Source organism: Streptomyces sp. S6 (assembly GCF_054880855.1).
Genome location: NZ_JBTYMC010000657.1, coordinates 1 through 1,278, shown reverse-complemented (window position 1 = coordinate 1,278; position 1,278 = coordinate 1). Strand labels below are relative to the sequence as shown.

At 75.2% G+C, this 1,278-nt stretch carries 1 protein-coding gene and 1 pseudogene; both read right to left on the bottom strand.

The window, feature by feature from the left end; genetic code table 11:
* Window positions 1–673, bottom strand: a pseudogene (locus tag ACVNF4_RS36205) (HAMP domain-containing protein); the annotation flags it as partial.
* Window positions 670–1,278: mannosyltransferase YkcB-related protein (locus tag ACVNF4_RS36200; RefSeq protein ID WP_461807060.1), on the bottom strand; the 609-nt coding region annotated here is incomplete at its 5' end. The gene ACVNF4_RS36200 and the pseudogene ACVNF4_RS36205, both read right to left, overlap by 4 nt.

Genomic DNA, 1,278 nt, shown 5'->3' with positions numbered 1-1,278 from the left:
GCGCCGCGCGGGCGGCGGTGCCGGCCAGTGCCCTGGCCCGGTCGGTGCCGGAGCCCGGCCCGGTGGCGGCGAGCGTGGTTCCGTCCCGGTCCACGACCTCCAGCGTGTGGTCCTTGCCGACGGTGATGCCCGGCACCTGCACGCCCTGGGAGGCGACGAGCAGCGTCTGCCTGCCGCCGTGCGGGAACGTCGCGAAGACCAGCAGCCGGGTGATGCCCGAGTCGTCCCGCACCAGGGTCGGTGGCGGGTTCTGCGGCAGTCCCCGGAGGTCCACCTTGCCGAGCGGCAGGGCCTCGCCCTGCGCGGCGAGCAGCCGGCCGGTGGCCTGGTCGACGACGGCGGTGCCGCGCCACTTGCGGTGGGGCCTGTCGACGCGGGCCAGCAGGCCGTCCGCGGGACCGGACCGGGAACCGCCGAACTCCGCAGCCGTCGTCCGCAGATCGGCGACGCTCTGGTCGACGGCGCCCTGGAGCGCGATTGCTCCGTCCTCGGCGATGTGCTGCTGGGAGCTGAGGACGGCCCCGGGCACCTCCCGTCCGGCATCGCTGCCGACGGCGAACACCGTCAGGGCCGCGACGAGGGCCAGCAGGACCGGCAGCGCGGCCAGCGGCGGCCGTACACCCCCCAGGACGGCCATGTCCGCCCGGCGTGTCGGGGGTCGAGTGGTGGTCAAGAAAAGTCCTTTCCAGAAGGGCCGGCGTTCGTCGCCGAACGGCAGTCGTAGAGGCGGAAGTTGCCTGCGGTGCGCCAGCCGTAGGCGCCGGAGCGGATGCGTTCGCAGTGGGACTTCACCCAGGTCGTGGCGGGGGTGGTGGGGCGCAGGGGGGTGAGCAGGACGTAGCGGAGCCGGCGGGTGGCGATCAGGTCGGCGAGCTGCGGGGCTTCCGGGAAGGGCGTCCTTCCGGTGAACCCGCCCATGACGAGCACGGGTTGCGCCGAGGCCCGCAGGAGGCGTTCCGCCGGGTAGGCGGCCTGGGTCGCGACCAGGTACTTCTCGCCCTCGCGGTGTGCGACGAGGTAGTCCAGGAGGGCGGTGTCACGGGTGCTGGGCGCGTCCAGTGCGGCCCGGCGCAGCGCGGCCGGGTCGCTCAGAGCCTTCTGGTGGAACTCGCCGACCGGTCCGGCCGTCGGGGACGTGGCGGCGCCCGCGTAGCGGGGGTCGAGGGACGAGAGCGCCCAGCCGGCCGGGACGAGCAGCATGGCGGCGATCCCGGCGGCCACGGAGCCGTGGACCAGTCGCCGGGAGGCGCGCGGCCCGCTGGTCCACAGGCCGAGCAC